Source organism: Streptomyces sp. NPDC056503 (assembly GCF_042794995.1).
GTDB lineage: Bacteria > Actinomycetota > Actinomycetes > Streptomycetales > Streptomycetaceae > Streptomyces.
Genome location: NZ_JBHTST010000072.1, coordinates 21970 through 39123 on the forward strand (window position 1 = coordinate 21970; position 17154 = coordinate 39123).

The window sequence follows — 17154 nt, forward strand, 5'->3', positions numbered from 1 at the left end:
TCGCCTGCGCCACGGTGTCGCCCGGCCCTGCCGTCGCTCGGGAGCGGGGCCGTCAGCCGGCGAGCCTGCCGAACAGGTGGTTGGCAGGAGCGTCGGGGTCGTCGCCGTAGAAGAACTCCGTGACCGCCTGGTGGAATTCGGCGCGGTCCAGTGCGCCGGAACCGTCCCGGTCCAAGGCGGCGAAGACCGCGGCGCAGTCCTCGCCGGGAACGCCGGCGACCGCGTCGAACATCAGCTGGAACTCCGCCTGGTCGATCTTGCCGTCTCCGTTGAGGTCGACGAGATCGAAGAAGCAGTCGGTCACCGGCTCGACCTGCTGCGGGTACAGGGCGGGGTCGGTCAGGACCCGCTTGAACCCTTCGGTCATCTCCCGCAGATCGACCTTCCCGTCACCGTCCTGGTCCATCGGGGCGATCACGTTCCTCCAGAACCCGTCCATCCCTTCGGTGAGCAGGCGGGCGGATGCGGAGACCGGCGTGGTGCCGCGGGCGGCGATGTAGCGCTCGCTCATCATGCGGACGTCGCGCTGGGTGATGAACCCGTCGCCGTCGACGTCGGCGCCCCTGAACCACTGGGCGTACTTGAGGTTCTGAAGTGCAGTCACGATTGCGCACGGTATTCATGTCGTCACGCGCACGCAAATGGGGGCACGGAAGGGTTTCCGGTGTTCGTGTCAGTGCTCGAGTTCCGGTGGTGCGAAGGCGAGCACGTCGGGGAGGGGGCCGTCGTAGGGCTCGACGTCGACCAGCGCGCTGAGAGCGCTCGGCCCCTGGGACAGGCGTGAGCACGGCCGATCGGCGGTGAGGACGTTCGGATTGCCGTGGCGGTCCAGTGTTCCGCTCAGCCCCGGCTGTACGGGATCCCACCATGCTCCGGTGGACAGTTGGACGACGCCCGGCATGACGTCGTCCGACAGGACCGCGCCCGCGAGGCAGCTGCCCCGGTCGTTGTGGACGCGTACGACCATGCCGTCCTCGATGCCGCGTGACGCGGCGTCCAAGGGGTTGATCGTCACGGGCTCACGGCCACGGATCTTCGAACCGAGGCTGTGGCCACCGTTGTCGTACTGACTGTGGAGGCGTGAAGCGGGCTGATTCGAGATCAGATGCAGCGGGAACCGGTGCGACAGACCGCCTTGAAGCCACTCGGTCGGTTCGAACCACGTCGGATGCCCGGCGCAGTCGTCGTAGCCGAACGAGTCGATCTCCTCGGAGAAGATCTCGATCCGGCCCGACGGCGTCGGCAGGGGGAACCGCCGCGGATCCGAGCGGAGCGCCTCGAAGCTTCCGGGAAAAGGTCCCGTCACCGCCGGCAGCTCGGCGGTGGAGCTTCGCCAGAAGTCGTCGAAGCTCGGCAGGGCGGCGGCGTCGCCGAGTTCGGCTTTCGTCTGCTCGTAGAGGTGGCGGACCCATTCGCTCTCGGAGCGCGACTCCGTGAACTCCCGCTCGTATCCGAGCCGGGAGGCAAGGGCGGTGAAGATGTGGTGGTCGGTGCGCGACTCACCCGCCGGCTCGCGGACTTTCGGCATCGCGACGAGGTGGGGGTCCGAGAATCCGGCGGCGAAGTCGTCGCGCTCCAAGCTGGTGGCGACGGGAAGGACGATGTCCGCGAACTTGGCCGTGGTGTTCCACCAGGCCTCGTGGACCACCACCGTGTCAGGGGTCTGCCAGGCCCGGGTCAGCCGGTGGAGATCCTGGTGGTGGTGGAACGGGTTCCCTCCGCACCAGTAGATCAGGCGGAGCTCGGGCAGCGTAAGGCGCCGACCGTCGTAGTCGATGGTCCTGCCCGGATGGAGCAGGGTGTCGGCGATCCTCGCGACCGGGATGAAATCCGGAACGGGGTTGGAGACCCCGGGGATCGCCGCCACGAAGGGGCGGCCCCGGGCGACGCCGGTCGCGTCCATCGTCGCGTACCCCGCGCCCCAGCCACAGCCGGGCCGGCCCATCGAGCCTGCCATGGCGGCCAGCACGACGGACATCCAGATCGGCTGTTCGCCGTGGTCCGCCCGCTGCACCGCGTAGTTGACCATGATGAGAGAGCGCTGGGTGGTGAGGCGGCGAGCGAGGTCGGTGATCGCGTCGCGACCGATGCCCGTGATCCTCGCCGCCCAGGCGGCGTCCTTGGGGACGCCGTCGAGCTCGCCGAGCAGGTAGGAAGCGAAGCGGTCGAACCCGACGCAGCACCGGCTGAGGAACTCCTCGTCGTGCCACCCGTTGACCAGCATCGTGTGCGCGATGCCGAGCATCGCGGCGGTGTCGGTGTTGGGGATGACGGGCAGCCACTCGGCATCGAGGAAGCCGGCGACATCACTGCGGAGAGGGCTGACGTTCACGAACCGCACCCCGGCCTCACGGCACTGGCGCTGCAGGTCCCTCGTCTGGTGCCTGGCCAGTCCGCCAGGGTTGATCTGGCTGTTCTTGAGGGCCAGCCCCCCGAACGCCACCACCAGCTGACAGTCCTCGGCGATCTCGTCCCACATCGGCATCCGGGACTGGTAGCTCCACGGATGCCCGCCGATCACATGGGGGAGGATGACCTCCAAAGCCGCGGTGCTGTACGTGTTGCGGGAGTCGGTGTACCCCCCGCCCAAGGCCAGGAACCGATGGAGTTGCCCCTGCGCGCTGTGGAAGCCGCCCGCACTCGCCCAGCCGTAGGATCCGCCGAACACCGCGCTGTCTCCGTGCCGTGAACGAACCCGCCGCAGTTCATCGCTCACCAGCGTGATCGCGTCGTCCCAGCTCACCTCCACGAAGGCGTCCGTGCCTCTGGCCGTGTCGTGGACGCGCGGCAGGCCTTTCAGCCAGCCCTTGCGCACCGCGGGGCGCAGCACGCGAGCGCTGTCGTCGGCGGCTGCCACCATTCCGGGGCCGATGGGTGACGGCGCGGGGTCATCGCCCCTCGGCTCGATGCGCACCAACCGGCCGGAATCGACCACCGCGACGAAACTGCCCCAGTGCGTCGCCACCGACATGCGTCGTTCCACCGTGCATCAACCCCACCCCTGAAGTTTCCGCCGCTCTCGGAGAACGGTCGGTCGACGGTCCGCAGGACGGAGGCTTCCCCTGTGGCCCCCTGTCCAACCCGCCGGTGGCCGCGACCGCCAACGGCCGTACGTCCACTTCCCGTACGTCCGCTTCCCGTACGTCCGCTTCCCGTACGTCCACTTCCCGTACGTTCGTGCCGGGGCCGCGGCAGCTCGGCCGATCAGGTCGCCGGGTCCACGTCCACCACCCGTGCGGCGACCCGCCCGCCGCGCTCGCTCACCGCTCGCTCATCGCTTGCTCATCGCTCCGGCCCCTCCCCCAGCCTGATCGCCTGGACGGGACAGGCGCGGGCCGCCTCGCGGACCAGTGTCCCGCCCGCTCCGTCCTCGCGGCCGGGCAGGACCGCGCCGAAGCCGTCGTCGTCCTGGGTGAAGACGTCGGGAGAGACCAGGGCGCACTGGCCCGCCCCCATGCAGACGGCCGGATCGATGGAGATGCGCACCGGTGGGCTTTCCTTCCTCGTGGAGCCGGATCCGGGCCGGGCCGGGGCGCTCACCAGGCGACGGGGAGTTCCAGCATCCCCTGGATCGTGTCGCCCGGCTTGAACGGGATCTCCTCGGCGGGCGCCGCCAGCCGCAGGCCGGGCAGCCGCCGCAGCAGCGTGCCGAGGGCGATCTCCAGCTCCGCGCGCGCCAGGTTCTGGCCCAGGCACTGGTGGATGCCGAAGCCGAAGGCGACGTGGTGCCGGGCCGTACGCTCCCAGTCCAGTGCGTCGGGGTCGGGGTAGACCGCGCCGTCGCGGTTGATGAGCGAGGTGGAGAACACCACCCCGTCACCGGCGCGGATGACCGACCCGTCGATCTCCAGGTCCTCACGGGCCACGCGCAGCATGCCGTCCGCGATCGACAGGAACCGCAGGAGCTCCTCCACGGCCGTCGGCAACAAGCTGGGATCCGCTCGGAGTTGGGCCATCCGCTCGGGGTGACGCAGCAGCGTGTACGTCCCCAGGGAGATCATGTTGGCGGTGGTCTCGTGCCCCGCGACGAGCAGGATCGTCGCCAGCTGCACCAGCTCCTCGCGGTCGGGACCGCCGTCGCGCGCCTGCCGTGCGACCAGGTCGTCCAGGACGCCTTCGCCGGGCTTGGCGCGCTTGCCGTCGACGAGGTCGCCGAGGTAGCCCTCCAGCCGGGCCAGCGCGTCCTCGATGTCCTCGCCCGTCGGGCCGCGGAGCAGCCGCCGGGACTGCTCCTCGAAGAAGTCGTGGTCCTCGTACGGCACACCCAGCAGGTCGCAGATGACGATCGAGGGCACCGGCAGCGCGAACGCGCTCACCAGCTCGGCCGGCGGACCCGCGGCCTCCATGGCGTCGAGCAGCCTGTCCACGGTCGCCTGGATCCGGGGACGCATGCCGTCCGCGCGCTTGAGCGAGAAGCTCGGGATCAGCATCCTGCGCTGGACGTTGTGCTCGGGGTCGTCCCACCCGAGGAGCGCGGCACGCCGGCGGCTGCGGAGGGCCTTGGCGCGTTCCGTGGGGATCGGGAAGTCGGGGTGGGTGGAATCGGTGGACAGGCGCTGATCGGCCAACAGGGCCCGCGCGGTCCGGTGACCGGTCACGAACCACACTTCCCGGCCGTCCCACAGGGTGACCCGGGACAGGGGACGGTCCTCGCGCAGGGGGTCGTAGGCGGCCGGGGGGTGGTAGGGGCAGGATCGGCTCTGGGGAAAGGCGACGGCTTCTTCCGTTGTCGTCATCGGGAACCTCGCAGACGGCGGATCGTTGGCTCCGGCGTTGGCGCCACACCCACTACATGCCTCAGGCATCTATCCGGTCTACGCAGAGTTCGGCCAAACCGCCGGAACGAGTGGCACCGTTCCCCCGGGCGCGCAGGGCGACCCCAGCCGGGGGATGCTGGGGGCATGGCCGGCGCGTTCCCGCGACAGCCCTCGCCCGCCTACCGGACGGCGGGTCGGAGGGCGCTGCGCGTCACGATCGCCGCCGCGGCCGGGTTCTACGTCCTCCTCTACGGCTTCGGCTGGCCGGTCGGCGCGACGTACGCCCTGTTCGGCGCGATCGCCATGGCCGGGCTCTCGCACCTCCCCGGCTCCGGGCGCCAGCGGGCCGCGCTGCTGCTCGGCGTCGTGCCGGTGTGCTGGGCGCTGATCACGCTCGGCACGTACCTGTCCGTGCGGACCTGGAGCGCCGTCGTCGGCATGCTGGTCGTCGGCTTCGCGCTGGCCTTCATGGCGGTCGGAGGACCACGGTTCGCGGGCGCGGCCACGGGTCTCCATCTGATGTACATCCTGCCGTCGTTCCCGCCCTACGACCCCGGCTCACTGGGCGAAAGGCTGGCGGGGGCGACCTTCGGAATCGCCCTGCTGATCGTCGCGGAGCTGACGCTGCTGCCCGAGCCCGCCGCGCTGCCCTACCGCGAACGGGCCGCCCGCGCCGCCGACGGCGCGGCGCGCTGCGCGGAGCGGCTGCGATCGGCGCCGTACACCCTGCCCGAGGCCCTGCGGAGCACGGCCCGGACCCTCGGCACGGAGCTCCGCTCCTCCCACGTCCCGGAGGCGGAACGGCCGGCCGGAGCCGGTGTACGGCAGCGGGCCCTGGCCCACACGGGCCTGGCGACGCGCACCCTGCTCGGCCGGCTGGCGGCGCTGCCGCCGCCCCCGGCGGGTGCGACGGGTGCGACGGGTGCGACGGGTGCGACGGAGCAGCCGGACGTGCTGCGGGCGGTCGCGGACGTGGCGGAGGAGGCCGCCGCCCGGCTACGGGGCCGAACCCCCGACGGCGGGGCACACACCCGTCTGCGGCGGGTCCGCCGGGCGCTGACCACGGCCGAGGACGGCCCTCCCGCCGCGCAGCGGCGCATCGCGGCACTCCTGGAGGTGACCGACGCGGCGCTCGCGATGTCCACCGCGGCCGACATCGCCGTACGGGGCCGGGCCGCCGCCGCGCCGGCGCCGGGCCGTTTCTGGTACGCGCGGATGCGGGCCCCGCAGCTGTGGTGGCGGCGGCTGTCGGGTCACGTGGGCGGCCGGTCGGTGTTCTTCCAGAACGCCGTGCGGATCAGCCTCGCCCTGGCCGCGGCCCGGCTGATCGCCGGCATCGACACCCTCCCGCACGGCTTCTGGGTGCTCCTGGCCACCCTGACGCTGACGCGCACCACGGTGGGAGAGACCCGGACGACGGTCCGGAGGGCCCTCACCGGCACCCTCGTCGGCGCGCTGGTCACGGCCACCCTGCTGGCGCTGGTCGGGACCGAGATCGAGGTGTACGCGGTGGCCCTGCCGCCGTTGATGCTCGTCGCCTTCACGCTGGGGCCGGTGAAGGGCGTCGGGTGGGCGCAGGCGCTGTTCACGATCGTGGTCGCCCTGGTCTTCGCGCAACTGGCCCCGGCCACGTGGCAGCTCGCCGAGTTCCGGCTGCTCGACGTGCTCACGGGCAGCGCGATCGGCGCGGTGTTCGGACTGCTGGCCTGGCCGCGCGGAGCCCACGACGAGCTGCGGCGCTCGGTCGCCGTACTGCTGCGCATCGCCGCGGAGATCGTCGTGGCCACTTCGGCCCGGGTCGCGGCGGGCGGCCGACGCGTACCGGTGCTCGACGCACCCGGCAGCCGGTCGCTCCAGCACGCCCTGGTCATGGCGGAGTCGGCGTACGCCCAGTACCAGAGCGAGCCCAAGGGCCCGGTGCCCTCACCGGTCGGCCGGGACTGGCAAGCCGCCCTGATCGCCGGACACCACACGCTCTGGGGCGCCGACCGGCTCCTCGTACCCCCGGAGCCGGTCGAGGTCCCTCCGCTGGACGGCCGACCGGCCGAGTCCGTCATCCGCGCGGGCGACCGGGTCGCGGCCCGGATGCTGCTGTCCTCCGCCCGCGTCGACCCCACCGGCGACACCGCGGAGACACCGCTCCCCGGTCCGACGCCCCCCATCGCCCTCCCCGACGCCCCGCCCGGCGCACCGCACGCGTACTACGCGACCCTGTCCTGGCTGGCCTCTCTGACGACGGACCTGGTGCGCCTGGCCGGAGAGACCGGGACCTCCCCCGGCCCCGCCGCGGGCCCCACCGGACCGACACCGCCGCCGGGAGAGGAGGGCGGGCGTGAACGTACCGGGCGCGGTGCACCAGCCCTCCGGCGCGGACAGGCGGAGGCCGGAGACGAGCCGGCGTAGAGCTGCCCTCGCACGGTCCCTCGTCCTCGCCTGCGACGGGAGACCACGGACGGGTGCCCCGCGCCCCACACCCGTCGGGCTGCGTGAGGCGCGGTCAGTCGGCCCAGACGCGTGCGTAGCGGCGGCGGGTGGTCCCGGTGTCCTGGAAGGCCGTCCTGCCGTGCAGGACGGCGTCGTTGTTGACGAGGAGCAGGTCGCCCCGGCGCAGCGGGAGGCGCAGGACGGTGGCGGGATCGGCGAGGAGGCGGTCCACGACGTCGAGGGCGTGGCGCCGGGCGGGCGGGTGCGGCGTGCCGGTCTCGTCCTGGCCCCGGTCGATCCAGTAGCGGTTGTAGTGGACGTCGAGGGTGTCGCCGTCGCGGCGGAAGACCGGCCGGACGCGGTCGAAGCCGGGGCCCCTGCCGAAGTGGAAGTCGCCGTACAGTTCGCGCAGCGCCGCCGGGTCGTCGGCGAGGAGCCGGTTGTGGACGGTGGTGCCCGCGGCGAGGAGGGACGCGCCGCCTTCGGCGGCGGGCCGGACGCAGAGCAGCGCGAGGACGTGCGGCGGGGTCGGGCCTTCGCCCCGGTCCATGTGCGGCGGGAGCGTGAGGGCGTCTCCCTCGGACGGCCGGGCCGGGGCGGAGGCGCCTGGCGGGCCCGGGTGGACGGCGGGGGCGGTGGCCGCGGTGAGGAGTTCGTTGGCCGAGCGGTGGAGGCGACCGCCGACGGGGGCGCGGAGGAGGGCGACGAGTTCGGCGCACCGGTCGACGCATTCCCGGTCGGTGCGTCCTTCGAGGTCGAGGTCGCGCAGGACGGCGAAGCCGGGGCCGTGATGGAGCATGGCGTCGACGGCGGTCGCGGTGGCGGTGACGGTGACGGCGGGACCCGAGGGCGGGGCGGCGAGCAGCCAGTCCTCGGTGCGGAGGGTCGTCGGGGTCCACGCCCGTGGTTCGGTGGCGGGGCTCGGTCCGTCCACGAATGTGCCTCCTCGCGAGTGCGGACGTGCGGGGCGTGCGGACGTACAGGACGTGCGGGGTGTGCGAGACGTGCGGGACGTGCGGGTGCCCGGCTTCGTCAGGCGTCCCTACGGAGCCTGGCGCCTGAACAGGCCGTTCAAACGGGCGGGTTGTCCCGGCGCGCGGGCGACGGTCTCGGCAGAGCAGCGTGCCGGACCCCGAGCCCCCACTGGGACTGCGTGCGAGACAGCGGCGAGGCAGCCGGTTCGGGCATCACCTTCGGGCATCACCTTCAGACATCGTCTTCGGGCATCGTCTTCGGTCGCGGCGACCGTCCGACGAAGCGCGTCGCCCTCCGACGAAGGCCCTCCCTAGTCCGAGGGCGTCCACGTACGCGGGTTGTTCCGGCGGCGCTGCTGCCAGGCGACGACTCCGGAGACCACGGCCAGCGAGGAGAGGAGGGGGATCACCACGCCGATGATCTGCCGGTTGCGGATCGTCCGGTGATGGGTGGCGAGACCGGCCGCGATGAAGTCCGCCTCCAGGCCGGTGAGCCGGCTGCGGCCCGCCTCCGTCTCGAAGTCGCCGAGCTGGGCCAGGCGTACGGGGGATATCCGCACCCCGGGATCCCGGCCCACGGCCTCCCACGCGTCGGCGGCCTCGGTCAGCCAGCGGTGTACGCGGAGCGTCTCGCGGTCCTGTTCGATCCAGCCCTGGAGCCGTGGCCAGGCCGTGATGAGGGTTTCGTGGGCGAGTTCGACCCGGTCCCCGTCGACGATGATCAGCCGGGCCCGGGCGAGCGTTTCGAGAACCGCGCGCGCCTCACCGTCGCCGTTGCCGATGGCCGTGACCTCCGTGCGGGCGGCGGGGCGGCGGGTGTCGACGGCGCCCTTTCCCGGAGTGATCAGCCGGAGCATGATCTGCCGGGCGGTCTCGGCCTGGCCGGGGTCCAGCCGGGAGTAGGCGGCCTCGGCGCTCTGCGCGATGGCGCCTCGCATGCCGCCCACCCGCTGGTACGCCTCCAGGGTGAGCGTGCGCCCGGAACGTCGGCGCCAGGTCTCCAGGAGGGCGTGCGACAGCATGGGCAGACCGCCCGTCTGCCCGGAGACCTCCTCGACGAGCGCATCGGTCAACGCCCGCTCCACGACGAGCCGTCGGGCGGCGGCCGGCCCGCAGATCGCCTCGCGCAGCTCGGCCTGGGTCATCCTGACCATGGGCAGGCTCGCGGCCCGGATCGCGTCCGCGAGCCCGGCGTGCTCCAGGCAGTGCGGATAGAAGTCCGCGCGAATGCCCAGGACGACGCGGAGTCGGCGGGTCGGCCGACCGGCCGCGAGGAGCGCCTCGATGAACCTGGTGCGTTCCACGGCGTCGTGGCAGAGGGTGAACACCTCCTCGAACTGGTCGACGACGAGCCAGGTGTCCCCGGCGGAGTCGGCGGCGACGAGAGCGGGGCCGTGCGTGGTGAACGGGCGCTCCCCCGGAGTGAGGATGCGCACGGCGGCCGGTCGCTCCCCGGCACGCTCCGGATCGCGTAGTCGCGGAATCAGCCCGGCGCGCAGGAGGGAGGACTTGCCGCTGCCCGAGGCGCCGAAGACGCAGACCAGCCGGTGTTCACCCGCCAGTCCCAGGAGGTCGGCCACCGCGCGGTCGCGGCCGAAGAAGAGAGCGCTGTCACCGGTCTCGAAGCGGGCCAGGCCCCGGTACGGGGACGGCTCGTCCGCTCCCGGCCGTCTGCCGGCCACGGCCTCCTCGGACGCCCGCCTCCAGCGGGCCTCCCACTCCTCCCGATCGCCGCCGCAGGCAGCGACGTAGGCGAGCACCACGGGCAGGGTCGGCAGCTGCTCGCCACCGGCCGCGCGGGAGTAGGTCGTCACCGAGTACGCCCCGGAGCGGCGTGCCATCGCGCTGTACGGGGGGCCTCCCGCGTCCTGCCGCAGCCTCCTCAGCGCGTACGCGAACTCCGCCACGGGTCCGTCCGACGGATCCAGCCGTTTCTCCCGGCGTCCCATCCCCACCCCGTCCGCTCGACGTCGCGCGGGCACCGGCCGGTGCCGCTTCAGCGACCCAACCTCCGGAACGGCAGGGTCGACAAGGCGGTTTCGGGGCGGACCGACGGCCGACCGCCACGACAGGCGGGATTGTTTCGTCGCCGGCCGGGGGGCGCGCAACAACCGGGGCGCGATCGAAGCTTCCTGTCGTGCGGCGGCGGCCTCGCCCGACGGGCACGCTCCCGCCCAGCGCTCACCACCCACCACGACAGAGAGATGACCATGGGCCTTCAGAACGGTTTCACGACGCCGCCCGGCGACCCGTCCGCCTTCGCCCCGTCCTCCCGGCGCGCCTTCCTGGGCCGGGCGGCCGGAGTGGGCGCCGGGATCGTCGGAGTCGCGGCCGCGGCGACCCTCGTGGGGACCTCGGCCGCCACGGCCGCGTCCCAGGGTGCGCAGGCCGTACAGGAGAAATGGCGCTACTGCCAGAAGTGCAGCTCCTTGTTCTACTGGGGCTACCCGAGCCACGGCGTCTGCCCGTCGGGGGGCGCCCACAGCGCCGAGGGCTACAACTTCGTCCTGCCCTACGGGGTCGGCGAGACGTCCACCGCCCAGGCGGACTGGCGCTACTGCCAGAAGTGCTACTCGATGTTCTTCTGGGGCTACCCGGACAAGGGATACTGCGCCGCCGGCGGGGCTCACAGCGCACAGGGCTACACCTTCGTCCTGCCGCACGACGTCCCCGGGACCGCCACGCGTCAGCGCGACTGGCGCTACTGCCAGAGGTGCCGCGTGATGTTCTTCTGGGGCTACCCGGACAAGGGGTACTGCGCCCTCGGCGGCGCGCACAGCGCACAGGGCTACAACTTCGTCCTGCCGCACGTGTAGGACGCACCGCGATCCGGGGCGGAATTCTCAAGTCCGCCTCGGTCGCACCACCTGGCGGGTGCGGGCCGGCAGGCAGGCAGGCAGTACGGGACGACGGGCGCGTACGCCTGAACTGTGGGAAGCGGTCTCCGCCGAACCCCGCCTGCGTCAGTCGGACCTGATGTCGTCAGTTGGACCTGATGTCGGGGATCGCCGTGGGTGCCGGCACCGGATCGAAGGCGAAGAGCTGACCCGACGGGGATGGTGTGCAAGGCAGTTGGACGACCGCCACGCCCGGGGCGCGGTTGCCGCCGGGGACGGAGACGCAGGCTCCGGTGTGGACCGGCAGGATCCGGTACGCGGGGCCGCCGTCCCGAGCCGCGGCCCGGACCCTGAACCGTTCGGCAGTGCCCCGACGGCCGCAGTAGTCGTTCATCAGCCGGGCGCCATCGGTCCTCAGACCGGCGTCGACACCAAGGCAGCCGTGCCCCAGGACGGGGTGCAGGGAGCGGATCGTGTACTGGTCGCCGCCCGCCGGTTCCAGAAGGTAGACGGGGATGCTCGCCGGGCAGGCGTACTGCTCGACGGCACCCCCGCCGTCCCGGGAGGTCGATTCCCCCAGGCACAGCCCGGAGCCGACCGCCCGAATCCGGTACGTACCGGGCTCTACCGGCCCGGAACGGGGGCCTGGGCCCGCGACGGCGGAGACGGCCGGATCGCCCGCTCCGGCACCCGCCCGCGTCAAGTGGCCGCCGACGGCCAGGCCCGCGAGCGCCAGCAATCCGACGGCGAGAGGCGCCAGGCGGCGCAGGGGCTTGGCGCGGCCGGCAGGGGGCGCGCCTCCCCGGGGAGCTCGCGAGGAGCGGACACCGAGGCGAGCCCCGGGCTCCGGCCTCGGATCCGGCCGGTCGACGACCCCCGCGCGCAGACCGGCGCCCTCCCCGCCGGTGCCGCCGGTACCGTCGGAGACCTCGCCGGCCGTCCTCTCCGCACGGCCTCCGCCCCCGGCCGCGATCCGGTCACGCGCAGCCGCCCACGCCTCGACACGGTCCCCGTGCCCGCACGCGATCAGGAACGCCCGCAACAACTCCGGCCGGGGCAGCGCCTCCCGGCTCAGGGCGGTTGCCAGGGTGCTCCGCGGCAGCACCTCGCCCGCCTGCTCCGCCCGCTGCTCCAGATCCCGATAGGTCAGCCCGGTCCGCTCTCTCAACTCCCGCATACAGGCGATGAGTTCAGCTGCATTCCGGGCATCGTTCGGGTTCGGGAGCGCGGGTGTGGGATGCATGCCCCCGAGCATCTCCGGTACGGCTGCGACCGAGCCAGCCGGAATCAGGCCGTCACCGGCCCGCGTCCGACGCACGGCCGCCTGTCCGGGACACGTCCGGGGCGGACGGCCCGACCTGCGAGGACGCGCTACGCCCTGTCCGGGACGGGCCGATGCCCTGGAACGGCGGTCCAGCGGCCTGACACCTTCTGGTGCCGAACGGGGGAACCGACCGACCACCGAGGGAGACCCATTCATGAGCAAGGTTCATCAGGCGCTCGCCGCCGTAGCGCTCGCCGCCGCCGTCGTGGCGGCCGGTGTGCCCGCGGCGTCCGCCTCCTTCGCGACCGAGAGCCACGACCGCGGGAGCGCCCACGTCGCCACGGCCACCACGGCCACCACGGGGAACGAGGCCCCGGACTGGATCCCGTCGAACGCCCCCCGCGCGGCCGCCGCGTCCTGCTACGAGAGCCCCGGCTCGAACGGACCCGGCGGGGCCAGCGTCACGACAGCCATCTGGCTGAGGACCGGCCCCGGCGCGGGCTGCGCGAACGCCAGCGGCTACACGCTCCAGGTCGGCACGCGGCTCGGCGGCTGGTGCTACGCGTACAACGAGTCCGGAAACAAGTGGTACTACGTCAGCGTCGGGGGCGCCGCCCCCTACGGCTGGATCTACTCCGGCAACGTCTCCTCGGACGCGAACACGATCACCACGTACTGCTCCTGACGGACCGGAGCGCGTCACAGCACGTCCACCGGATCATCGACCCGAGGGAGACTCCATGCGCACGACAGCAAAGCGGGCATTCGCCGCGCTCGCCACCGGCGCGGCACTGGTCATGACGGCGACGACGGCGGCCTCCGCCGCCCCGTCCGGCGCCCCGGCGTCGGTCTCGGCACCCGACCTGGTCGCGGGCTGGGAGTGGATCGGCGAGTTCTCCCGTCGGTCGCCGCCAACCCGGCGGGAGCAGCGCCCCGCTTGTAACGCCTGCCACGCCCGAGCCAGCCCACGTTCACCAAAGGGACACCACGCCAAAGGCCCGTCGTGTCCCTCGCCCGGCTTTCACTGTCATATCTGTACGGCGTCAAGTCCGCGTAGTACGTCACTCGCGGTGTCTACCAGAACAGGCGCCACACCGGACCGACTCCCGGGACCGTCCTCGCTCACGCCAGGAGCAACTCTCCGCAGGGAACAGCTGGTGGTGGGCGGAACGCGGGGCGGTCGAACCGCTCGCCGACACCAGGGAGCGTATTGGGTCGTAATCAATCTGCAAGTTTTGTCTGTGTGGCGGGGCCTGGAAAGGTAGACCTTCTTGGGCGCCAACTCGGCCGCGACAAGGAGCCTGCACGACCTCGGGGTGTGGGCCGAGCGCATCCGGTCATCGTCGATGACGTCCCGGACGGCCTCGAAAGGTGTCCGGGGTCCTTTCACGCCTTGCGGTAGAGGGCGGTGAGCAGTTCGATCACGGTTGGGGCCGCCGGGTGGGGGTCGTCCCGCCACCAGGCCAGCCGCACCGCGACCGGCTCGGCGTCGCGTACCGGGCGGTACACCACGCCGGGCCTGCGGTACTGGCTGGCGGTGGCCTCCGCGCTCATGCCCATGCGGCGGCCGGTGGAGATCGCGGTGAGCCAGTCGTCCACGTCGTGCGTCTCCTCCGTCGCGGGGCGGGACTCAGGCGGCCACAGCTCCGGTGTCGTGGTACCGGTGCGCCGGTCGATCAGCAGCGTGTGGCCGCTCAGGTCCGCCAGACGCAGCGACCGGCGCCTGGCCAGCGGGTCGTCGGCGGCCATCGCGCACAGCCGCCGTTCGAGCCCCACGATCGCCGAGTCGAAGCGGCGGTCCTCCAGCGGTCTGCGCAGCACGGCCAGGTCGCATGAGCCCTCCGCCAGCCCGGCGGTCGCCGAGTTGACTCGGACCATGTGCAGCTCGGTCCCCGGATGCGCCGCCGCCCACCGGCGCTGGAAGGCCGGGGTGTGGCGGCCGAGGGCGGACCAGGCGTAACCGATCCGCAGGACGTGCTGCCCCGCCGTCGTGTCCCGGACCAGCTCGTCCGCCGCCGCGAGCACCCGCCGCGCGTGCGTCACCACGCGCGCCCCGGTGCCTGTCGGGGTCACCGACCGGGAGGTGCGCCGCAGCAGCCGTATGCCGAGCGCTCGTTCGAGTGAGGCCAGGGTCCGGGAGACGGCAGCCTGCGAGACGCCGAGCGCCAGCGCGGCGTCGGTGAAGGTGCCTTCGTCGACGATCGCGACGAGACAGCGCAGCTGCCGAAGTTCCACATCCATGACTCCAGCGTATAGATCTGATGCTCACATGCATTTTGTGCAAGGACGGTCCGGCGCCACTATCGGCCCATGCAAACAGCCCCGGCCGGACCTGCCCCGGCGACGCGCACCGAGCAGACGCACCGCACCTCCCCGGCCGGTGTGGCCGCCATGCTCGGCAGCGGCCTGTCCAACCAGATCGGCGCCGCGACCGGCTCCCTCGCCTTTCCCGTCCTCGGACCCGTCGGGGTCGTAGCGGTCCGCCAGTACGTCGCCGCCGCCGTGCTGCTGGCCATCGGCCGGCCCGCGCTGCGGAGCTTCACCTGGCGGCAGTGGCGGCCCGTCATCCTGCTCGCGGTCGTCTTTGGCACGATGAACCTCTCCCTCTACACCGCCATCGACCGCGTCGGCCTCGGGCTCGCCGTGACCCTTGAGTTCCTCGGCCCGCTCGCCATCGCCCTGGCCGCCACCCGCCGCCGGGTCGACGTGCTGTGCGCCGTCATAGCGGCGGCCGGGGTCGTCACCTTGATGCGCCCGCAGCCCTCCACCGACTACGTCGGGATGGGCTTCGGCCTGCTCGGGGCCGTCTGCTGGGCGGCGTACATCCTGCTCAACCGCACGGTCGGCAGCCGCGTCCCCGGCGCGCAGGGCAGTGCGGCAGCCGCGCTGCTGTCCGCCCTGATGTTTCTGCCGGTCGGGCTCTACGTCGTGCTGCGCCACCCGCCGACAGCCGCGTCCCTCGGGTACGCCGTCGTCGCCGGCGTCCTCGCCTCGGCCGTGCCGTACCTGGTGGACCTGTTCACGCTGCGCCACGTGCCGACCGCCGCCTTCGGCCTGTTCATGAGCGTCAACCCCGTGCTCGCGGCCCTGGTCGGCTGGATCGGCCTCGGACAGGCCCTCGGCTGGACCGAAGGGGCCGCCATTGGAGCCGTCGTCGGCGCCAACGTCCTCAGCATCCTCACCGCGCGCCGCTGACTCTCCGGAGCCGTCGTCAACCCGCCCGCCACCATGCTCGGGTTGCTGTCGCTCGGCAAGGCGGTGACGTTCGGCTTCGCAGACTCGGCGGTCCCCGAGCCGAGCCGAACTGGTCGTTGGTACGCCTCCCATGTGCACCGCACCCCGGTGTGGGCACAGTGCGTTGTGTGCGAGTCGATCGGCCGGGATCGGGCCGTCCCAGACGACGAAGGCACCCCCAGCGATCAAGGCGTCGCGTGCAGGTCCGCATGCCGGGGTCTGCTCGCCAAGCATTCAGGCGAGGCCGTCTCAAGTCACGCTGTGGCCCTGACGCCGCTACGACGCTCGCCTGCTTACACATACACGAACGAGGACTCTCCCCGCGAGCCGTCTAGGGAGCGTATTGGTTGTGATCATCAGGTGGTCCGGGTGAGATATCTGAGCCAGATCATCGAGGCACGCAGGTGGAGGTCGGCGAGGTAGCTGTCGGGGGTCTTGTCGTAGCGGGTGGTGATGCCTCGCCATGCCTTCAGCTTGTTGATCAGACGCTCCACGGTGTTCCGCTCCTTGTAAAGGCCGGCGTCGTGGCTGACGGGCCGGCCGCCTCGGGATCCCTTCTTCTTCCGGTTGGCGGCCTGGTCCTTCTTCTCGGGGATGACCGCCTTGATACGGCGTTCGCGCAGGTGGGCACGGTTGCCGCGGGACGAGTACGCCTTGTCCCCGGCGACCGCGTCCGGCCGGGCGCGGGGACGGCCGACAACCCCGCGGACCCGTATCTTCTTCAGCACGGGGATGAACTGCGAGCTGTCGGCGGCCTGTCCCGCGGTCAGGATGAACGCCATCGGGCGGCACTTGCGGTCGCTGGCGACATGGATCTTGCTGGTCTGTCCGCCCCTGGAGCGTCCGAGGAGGGCGGCCTTCTCCAGAGCGGTGAGGACCTCCTCGTCCAGGTGCATGCCGGCAGCGTCGTGATGGGCCCGCGCGGTGGTGGAGTCGATGCTGACCAGGGACAGGTCCACCTCGCCCCGCTTCGCGGCCTCCGCGATCAGGCCCTCCATCAGGGCTTCGAAGACTCCGGCGTCACGCCACTGCCGGAAGCGGTTGTGGACGGTCGACCAGGCGCCGAACTCCGTCGGCATCTCCCGCCACTGCCCGCCCGTCTTGAACCGCCAGATCACGCCCTCGAACTGCTGCCGCAGCCGCTCGGGGTACGGGCCGTACTCGCCGATCGGCAAGTACGGCTCGACGAACTCCCACTCTGCATCTGTCAGTTGCACGCAAGTCACCCAAGAAGGTCTACCTTTCCAGGCCTCGCCACGCAGACAAAACTCGCAGATTGATCACGACCCAATACGCTCCCTAAGGGTTTTCCCTGCGCCAACTCGCACCGCTCTTCGGAGTGTCCAAGTCCACCGCCGATCGCGTCATCGACCACCTCGGCCCCAGGCTCGCGCCGACCCCGCGCAGGTGCTTCGCCAAGGACGAGGAACTGCCCGACCGGAAGGAGGCCCACGACAAGAGCCACAAACGGGTTCGCGTCCGCGTCGAGCACGCCTTCGCCCGTAGGAAGACCTGGAAGATCCTGCGCGGCTGCCGGTTGAGAGGCGACGGTGCGCGTCACGCGATGCACGGCGTCGCCCGCCTACACGGCCTCGCTCTCACGGGATGGCTCCCGCCGTGTGCGGGGCCTGGGAGGTCCACGGGAGACCGGCCTCGGGGAACAT

13 protein-coding genes and 1 pseudogene are annotated in these 17154 nt (G+C 72.2%); 5 read left to right on the top strand and 9 right to left on the bottom strand.

Going from position 1 to position 17154, the window contains the following annotated elements; genetic code table 11:
- Nucleotides 1–52 precede the first annotated feature (52 nt).
- The 4 genes from ACFQ8C_RS21675 to ACFQ8C_RS21690 form a co-directional block, all read right to left on the bottom strand.
- The gene (locus ACFQ8C_RS21675) at nucleotides 53–604 is read right to left on the bottom strand and encodes an EF-hand domain-containing protein (protein WP_383459935.1); all 552 of its coding nucleotides are present in this window, start codon (nucleotides 602–604) and stop codon (nucleotides 53–55) included.
- A gap of 69 nt (nucleotides 605–673) precedes the next feature.
- Nucleotides 674–2971, bottom strand: a complete 2298-nt coding sequence (locus tag ACFQ8C_RS21680) for a molybdopterin-dependent oxidoreductase (RefSeq protein WP_383459938.1) — start codon at nucleotides 2969–2971, stop codon at nucleotides 674–676.
- Between the two features lie 311 nt (nucleotides 2972–3282).
- A complete protein-coding gene (locus ACFQ8C_RS21685; RefSeq protein WP_383459941.1) occupies nucleotides 3283–3486 on the bottom strand; it encodes a ferredoxin in 204 nt (67 codons plus the stop codon).
- Between the two features lie 50 nt (nucleotides 3487–3536).
- Nucleotides 3537–4736, bottom strand: coding sequence for a cytochrome P450 (locus tag ACFQ8C_RS21690; protein ID WP_383459944.1), 1200 nt, complete (start codon nucleotides 4734–4736; stop codon nucleotides 3537–3539).
- 165 nt (nucleotides 4737–4901) lie between these two features.
- On the opposite strand from ACFQ8C_RS21690, the gene ACFQ8C_RS21695 reads away from it, so the two are divergent.
- Entirely contained in the window at nucleotides 4902–7160 is a 2259-nt protein-coding gene (locus tag ACFQ8C_RS21695; protein WP_383459947.1) for an FUSC family protein, read from the top strand.
- A 94-nt stretch (nucleotides 7161–7254) separates the two neighbouring features.
- On the opposite strand, the gene ACFQ8C_RS21700 is transcribed toward ACFQ8C_RS21695, so the two are convergent.
- The gene (locus tag ACFQ8C_RS21700; RefSeq protein WP_383459949.1) at nucleotides 7255–8115 is read right to left on the bottom strand and encodes a TauD/TfdA family dioxygenase; all 861 of its coding nucleotides are present in this window, start codon (nucleotides 8113–8115) and stop codon (nucleotides 7255–7257) included.
- Between the two features lie 351 nt (nucleotides 8116–8466).
- The gene (locus ACFQ8C_RS21705; protein ID WP_383459952.1) at nucleotides 8467–10062 is read right to left on the bottom strand and encodes a helix-turn-helix domain-containing protein; all 1596 of its coding nucleotides are present in this window, start codon (nucleotides 10060–10062) and stop codon (nucleotides 8467–8469) included.
- A 303-nt stretch (nucleotides 10063–10365) separates the two neighbouring features.
- Between ACFQ8C_RS21705 and ACFQ8C_RS21710 the strand changes: the two genes are divergently transcribed.
- The gene (locus ACFQ8C_RS21710) at nucleotides 10366–10971 is read left to right on the top strand and encodes a hypothetical protein (RefSeq protein ID WP_383459955.1); all 606 of its coding nucleotides are present in this window, start codon (nucleotides 10366–10368) and stop codon (nucleotides 10969–10971) included.
- A 166-nt stretch (nucleotides 10972–11137) separates the two neighbouring features.
- On the opposite strand, the gene ACFQ8C_RS21715 is transcribed toward ACFQ8C_RS21710, so the two are convergent.
- Nucleotides 11138–12169: an RICIN domain-containing protein gene (locus ACFQ8C_RS21715; RefSeq protein ID WP_383459958.1), complete on the bottom strand. Its 1032-nt coding sequence runs from the start codon at nucleotides 12167–12169 to the stop codon at nucleotides 11138–11140.
- A gap of 301 nt (nucleotides 12170–12470) precedes the next feature.
- Here ACFQ8C_RS21715 and ACFQ8C_RS21720 point away from each other — a divergent pair, with 301 nt between their 5' ends.
- The gene (locus ACFQ8C_RS21720; protein ID WP_383459961.1) at nucleotides 12471–12941 is read left to right on the top strand and encodes a hypothetical protein; all 471 of its coding nucleotides are present in this window, start codon (nucleotides 12471–12473) and stop codon (nucleotides 12939–12941) included.
- A 701-nt stretch (nucleotides 12942–13642) separates the two neighbouring features.
- Here ACFQ8C_RS21720 and ACFQ8C_RS21725 read toward each other — a convergent pair.
- Nucleotides 13643–14497 carry a LysR family transcriptional regulator gene (locus ACFQ8C_RS21725; RefSeq protein WP_383459963.1) on the bottom strand — a complete coding sequence of 285 codons (855 nt, stop codon included), beginning with the start codon at nucleotides 14495–14497 and terminating at the stop codon, nucleotides 13643–13645.
- A 69-nt stretch (nucleotides 14498–14566) separates the two neighbouring features.
- Between ACFQ8C_RS21725 and ACFQ8C_RS21730 the strand changes: the two genes are divergently transcribed.
- The gene (locus ACFQ8C_RS21730) at nucleotides 14567–15451 is read left to right on the top strand and encodes a DMT family transporter (protein ID WP_383459966.1); all 885 of its coding nucleotides are present in this window, start codon (nucleotides 14567–14569) and stop codon (nucleotides 15449–15451) included.
- Between the two features lie 395 nt (nucleotides 15452–15846).
- On the opposite strand, the gene ACFQ8C_RS21735 is transcribed toward ACFQ8C_RS21730, so the two are convergent.
- On the bottom strand, nucleotides 15847–16716 hold the full coding sequence (locus ACFQ8C_RS21735) for an IS5 family transposase (RefSeq protein ID WP_383459969.1): 870 nt from the start codon (nucleotides 16714–16716) through the stop codon (nucleotides 15847–15849).
- 83 nt (nucleotides 16717–16799) lie between these two features.
- Here ACFQ8C_RS21735 and ACFQ8C_RS21740 point away from each other — a divergent pair.
- Nucleotides 16800–17154, top strand: a pseudogene (locus ACFQ8C_RS21740) (hypothetical protein); the annotation flags it as partial.